Origin of the sequence: Terrimonas ferruginea DSM 30193 (genome assembly GCF_000425585.1) — a bacterium.
GTDB lineage: Bacteria > Bacteroidota > Bacteroidia > Chitinophagales > Chitinophagaceae > Terrimonas > Terrimonas ferruginea.
Genome location: NZ_KE384403.1, coordinates 1 through 5,427, shown reverse-complemented (window position 1 = coordinate 5,427; position 5,427 = coordinate 1). Strand labels below are relative to the sequence as shown.

Sequence of the window (5,427 nt, the reverse complement as noted above, 5' to 3'; positions counted from 1 at the left end):
TTTTGTTTGAGCATGTATTTTTCAATTGAGGAGATGATCGCCCTCGTTGGTCTCCCGACCAACGAGCATTTAGCGGGAAGTAACACATAGTTATGAGGTCGCACTATTTTTGGCGCAGAATCATGACTCGCGCTCTGAAACGTATTAATAAGAAGAGCGCACCTGCAATTAAAATACCAGATATCACCCAAACCGCTACCGGTTGCCGTGGGCGTATGAAGATGGACGTTTCAACACCTGTATAATTCAGCGGCGCCCAATACCACGGATTCTGCCGGGAAAGAGAGGCGGTCTGCAAAAACTTACGTTTCGCCTGCGCCAGTGCGGTGATGGGATTATGAGTGCGGTAAAGTTCTTCATAAAAAGCCTCTGACAACTTTGGCATCACGGCATCATCCACCTGCCACTGTGCAGCCACCACACCTCTTACGCCTTTGCTTAAAAAAGCTTTGTTGAGACTTTCCATTCCTTCGGCGGTAATCACTTTACCCGAAGCGGTCTGACAGGCGGAGAGAAATACCAGAGGACACTGCGTAGTCGTGTATTGCAGTTTATCCAATGTGATTGGTTGCGACAAAACGAGAAAAGGTTGTTGTCCGCTATCGGCTACGGCATGTGTAGCAATGTGCAGTACGGCCGGTGTGTTCATGGCTTCCAGGAAAGCTGTTTCCGTAGCCTGTTCATTTTCTTTTACACTTGTACTGAAATGCCGGCTGATTTTTCGCTGTTCGTCACTTGCATACGGCAAATCAGGAAGGGGGCGCGTATGTTTTGTTTTGCTGAAAATGGTAATGCCTGCCTTGTCCTTGGAGTCACTATAATCCAGGGTATTCAGCAAAAACGTATACGTATAACTGCAATTCTTTTTCGCGGCAATGAAATCATTTCCGCTGATGAGCGCATCTACGGGCAGGCCATACAATAACGCATCCGGTGAAATAATCCAGTTACCGGCGGAAAGGCGCGATACGTCCGGAATAAGGGAGGTGAGGATTTTTGCGGCTGTTGCGCGATAGGCTGCAGGATCATTGTCATAAGCTGCTGGACCCTGTCGGAAATAAGTTTGAATAAAAGCGGGCAATTGTTGTTTAACCACAACTGTATCCCCAGAACGGAAAGCGGTTAATTTTCCCTTGTGGCAGGTAAAAGAGTAAAACCGCGAACTGTCTGCCATCAGCCAGCTAATCAGATCATTGTTGCCGGCTGATTTTTCCAATGCTGACTGAAATCGATCGATCTGCGGGGCGGAAAATTGTTTGTCAAAATAATTTTCACTTAATTGAAATTGCAGCGCGATGTCTTTTACCTGTTGCTTGAGACTGCGGAGTTGTGCGCTGTCTTTTTCCAAAGCGATCTCTTCATACAAATAACGCAGCCGGGCAAAGGCGGCCTGCCGGTTATCACTGCTGTCGAGCTGCCAGTGGCGTGTGCGGTCTATTTCGAGTAATAGCTGGCGACCTTTTGAAAGCTCGGTGATCCAGAGCATCTTCAGTGCGAGTGAAGATCTGTCATTGGATGCGTTTTCATATTCCCCCCACAAAAAATTCAGCGCCTCGTATAACAGACTGCGCGCATGTTGCGAGTTGTAATAATTGCTTTCCTTGCTGACGATGAGCTGTTGTACGAGGTAATCATTTTCCACGGCCTTTACATAACAATCAACAGCGGTATCGGTGTTTCCCTGCGCGCGGTAACAAGCGGCGAGACCGTGCAAAGCGTCGGTGACGGTATTGTCGGGAATGCGCCGGTTGCGTTGCTGTACGCCGAAGAGTTGCAATACATGCAGGTAATCTTTTTCGGCGTCGGCGTAGTGATGATTTTGTCTTCTTACTGCGGCGCGGGCTTCGTAGAGTTTTGCTTTTTCCCGCTGTTTGCTTTCGGGGAAATGATGTTCCAATTGAGTGATCGCTTGTTGGATGGAAGTTTCTGCTGCGTCGTAATGACCGGCTTCTGCGGCCAGGCGGCTTTTCAGTTCCAATGCGGCAGATGCCCAGATCACGGAGTCGCCGGTTGGATTTCCTTTTTGAAGAATCAATAAAGCCTTTGCGTTATAAAGACCGGCGCTATCGGTTTGTTGTTGGTCTCTGTATGATCTGGAGATATTTGTATAAAGCAGGCCGGTAACGGCGTCGGGTTGTTGCTGGAGTGCCAGTCCCTGCCGGCAGGCATGGAGAGCGCTATCGGATTGTCCTGTTTGCTGAAAAGTAATCGCGAGGTTATTGTAAAGCGATGGAAGAATGGCAAGGTCTTTTTCTGCAAGTGCGGATCTGATGCTCATCTCCTGGAGGGAAATCGCTTTGGCAAAATCACCGGTGCGGGTATAAAGATTACCCAGCGGTTTGGTGATGTAATTATAAACATCGATGTTTTGAGGATGATATTGTTGCTGTGCGTCGAGCGCTTTTTCAAAATAGCGGATGCTGCCGAGCACTTGTCCCGCATCCTTCAGGCAAAAGCCCATGTTGATCAGCAGTAAGGTGTAGAAGCGCTGGTTTTCCGGGTTGACGGGCTGGGACGGCAACTGTTGCATGAATGCATCGGGGTCTTCGGTTACTTTTTCCGGAAAATCATAGGTGGTATCGATCATGGCTTTCAACTGCAACCTGAGTGTGCTGTCGGGAACGTTTGTTGTTTTTTGCGGAGTGGCATTGTCGTTGCGGCAACCGGATAAGGTTGAAAAGAAAACAACCGATATGATGAGCAGGCTGCGCATGACGTTCCAAACCTACATAAAAAAGAGCTGCCTCCCGCAGGAGACAGCTCTTGGCTGCTGAAAGGCACAAGGTTAATGGTTGGTTGCGTACCCGTTTTAGTAATTATCCAAAGCTTCGATTGCAGATTGTATGGCGGCTTCTGAACTTTCCGTAAGCGTAACAGACTCGTGCAGATCCGCGGTGATCGTAATATCTTTTGAAGCGAGGTAATAGTTACCGTCTTTGATAGAAAAGACGAGTAATTTACCCTGGCTGCCGATGGGCATCATGTTGTCGTAGCTTTTTACGCGGTTGGGACCATCGGGTGTATACAGTTGTGCGGTCACATTGGCATCGTTGGGGCAGTAGAAAACAAATGTCTCGCCAGTGTAACCACGGAAGCTGGCGAGGGCACCGGGGTTATTGTTTACATCAACCGTAATGGTGGTTTTGGGGCTTGCGTTAGAGTAGAAAACATCACAGTTGACCCAGCCGAGCTGACCGAAATTGAAGGTAAAGGCTTCGTTGAATGCGCGTACTTCCACGGCACCGTTAGGCATACGTGCGGGAGCCCAGCCCAGTTGTTGAGCGCCGCCGACACCACCGATCTGTCCTTCCCAAATGGCTGTCAGATCACCGTTATTTTCGGCGGGCACGGAAATGGTGAGTGGTTGAGCCAATTGGCGGTCGAGTGCAACGCCGTTCTGTGTGGCTTCGAGGAAGAAAGAGCCCTGTGTTTCGAGCGGTGCGCCGGAAATGTGGTTGGTATTGGAGCCACCGAAGAGCAGGTCGCTGCGTTTGTAGAACTCAAGAGCGTTGAAAGTAATAGTGCCGGTGACGGGCGAACCGCTGCGGGTGAAGGCATTTTGAGGAATGGTAATGCGGGTGCCGCCGCGGAGTACGATGGTCTTGGGCAATTCGCTGGTGTTGAAGCTGACGGTCTGCAATTGCGGGCCGTGCTTGGCCATAAACTCTCGGGCGGAACGAGGATGATTGTTATTGTCGTCTCCTTTGTCTTTTTTGCAGGAGCTGAAACTCAGGAGAACGGTGGCGAGGAAAAGGGCTGCTAATGTCTTTTTCATATAGGGGTTGTTTTAGTTTTAAAAAGTTAGTCTTTGGAAGTAGATCAACTGTTTGGAACTAATGTTACCCCTGGGAGGAAATTAAAAAGTCAAAAGTTAAGAAGCGGGAGAAGTATTATATGAAGCTTCCCGAAGCGTCAGCGGAGGTATGGGGGAGTTTAACGCTTCTTATTTTACTTCGACATCATTTTCATAGCGTACTTTTTTGACGGTATCACGGGTTGTGGAGAAATTTGAATTTGGTAACCTGAAATCGTTGGATAAACCGGACTGGCGCCACCGCTGACTAAAGGAAAAGGAAACGCTACTTGATTCGAGTAAAAACGGCTGTCAAAAATTTGATGAATTGTATTTTCTATATTGTGTTTCCAGCAAACTTCAGTACCTCTCCATAAAAACTGTAAGCGACATTGATTCTTATCCTCTTACCTTTGTATTCGACCTCGACGATTGAACTGAGATTTGCTCTCAAAGGTCTGTTTAATATATAACGAAAACTTGTAGTTGTTAAATAAACGCTGTCAGGGATCAGAACTTCTTTCTGATTTTCCATGAAAACAATATCAACATTGAATTTTTCAGCAACATTTTTCAATCCGTCAATATCACATGCGGGTGTCAAGAGGTATCCCTTTTTAGTGGCTGTATCACTCATGAAATTGGCCAATGAGGTATCGTTGCTTGGCACAAAAACACATTTGTCAAAAGGATAATAGAATAGATAGCCCTCCGCGTGATGCACTATCTTAGACTTATCAACAAACATTCCTTTGTTACAAGAAAATAATAAGATCAAAGAGGCAAAAAAGAGAAATTTCATGGCTGTCTTAGATTTTGAGTTATAGGATCTTTGTCCACAACAACATTTATAATATCACCGCTTTTGAGCCCGTTCTTAGTAACGTAGTCTCCCCAACTATACCAATGAGTTTTGTTCATAGTATAACGACCTCTATATCCGGCAGGCATAGCCATGATATCACCGGAGTAGCCAGTATGGGCACTCAAATATTTTCTATTTTCCATAGAATACCTGTCCGAAAGCCCAAACAAGTGTAGAACCTCATGAAAGGCAGTGTTTCCATCCGAAAGTTCACCTTTTCCATTAGAAAAGGCAAGCTCTGCCATCCTTGAGGTCCCGGCATACCTTCCTATCACTTTGCTCATAATATTGTTAGGCTCTTTCCTTATAAACTTGGCTGGGGGTTGCTTCCCATCTATATTGGCTGCATTTGCGTATGATCCGTCTTTGTATAAAATCAACATATTATCTCCGTTAGGGTTGTCTCTTATCCGGGTTTCATCTTCTTCTGTCCCTTCGACAAAGGTCATATTTAAACTAATTGACCACTCCATCCCATTTTCATCAGTGAATTTTCCACTCAATAGATCTTTATTCTTTTCTAAAAACTCGTTATATTTTCCTACTTGCTGTTTCGCATTATACCCGCGGACATAAATAGTAGATGATAGTGTTATTGTTCGGTTAGCACTATCAATTCCCACTCTAGCATCGGCGCCATCGGGATCAATATATGTAATGGGATTGTTTAGAACATAATTATATGGAGACAAATCAGCATATTTCTCAACTTTCGGATCTATTTGAAACCATCTTCCTGTTTGTTTATCGTACATGCGCAATCCGTAAT

Annotated in this window: 4 protein-coding genes; all 4 read right to left on the bottom strand. The window is 46.0% G+C overall.

All coding sequences use genetic code 11. The features are described 5' to 3' along the window. Positions 1 to 103 precede the first annotated feature (103 nt). Complete coding sequence (locus tag H608_RS0120165; protein ID WP_028789274.1) at positions 104 to 2,713, bottom strand: CHAT domain-containing protein; 2,610 nt, start codon at positions 2,711 to 2,713, stop codon at positions 104 to 106. Positions 2,714 to 2,809: 96 nt separating this feature from the next. Continuing rightward, a complete protein-coding gene (locus tag H608_RS0120160) occupies positions 2,810 to 3,775 on the bottom strand; it encodes a hypothetical protein (RefSeq protein WP_028789273.1) in 966 nt (321 codons plus the stop codon). A 355-nt stretch (positions 3,776 to 4,130) separates the two neighbouring features. Continuing rightward, positions 4,131 to 4,595, bottom strand: a complete 465-nt coding sequence (locus tag H608_RS0120155) for a hypothetical protein (protein WP_155990276.1) — start codon at positions 4,593 to 4,595, stop codon at positions 4,131 to 4,133. After that, positions 4,592 to 5,427: RHS repeat-associated core domain-containing protein (locus H608_RS23160; RefSeq protein WP_038009271.1), on the bottom strand; the 836-nt coding region annotated here is incomplete at its 5' end. The genes H608_RS0120155 and H608_RS23160, both read right to left, overlap by 4 nt.

Bases quoted from the DNA above. Each gene is read 5' to 3' on its own strand.
- H608_RS0120165 (WP_028789274.1), bottom strand. From the start codon at position 2,713: ATGCGCAGCCTGCTCATCATATCGGTTGTTTTCTTTTCAACCTTATCC.
- H608_RS0120160 (WP_028789273.1), bottom strand. From the start codon at position 3,775: ATGAAAAAGACATTAGCAGCCCTTTTCCTCGCCACCGTTCTCCTGAGT.
- H608_RS0120155 (WP_155990276.1), bottom strand. From the start codon at position 4,595: ATGAAATTTCTCTTTTTTGCCTCTTTGATCTTATTATTTTCTTGTAAC.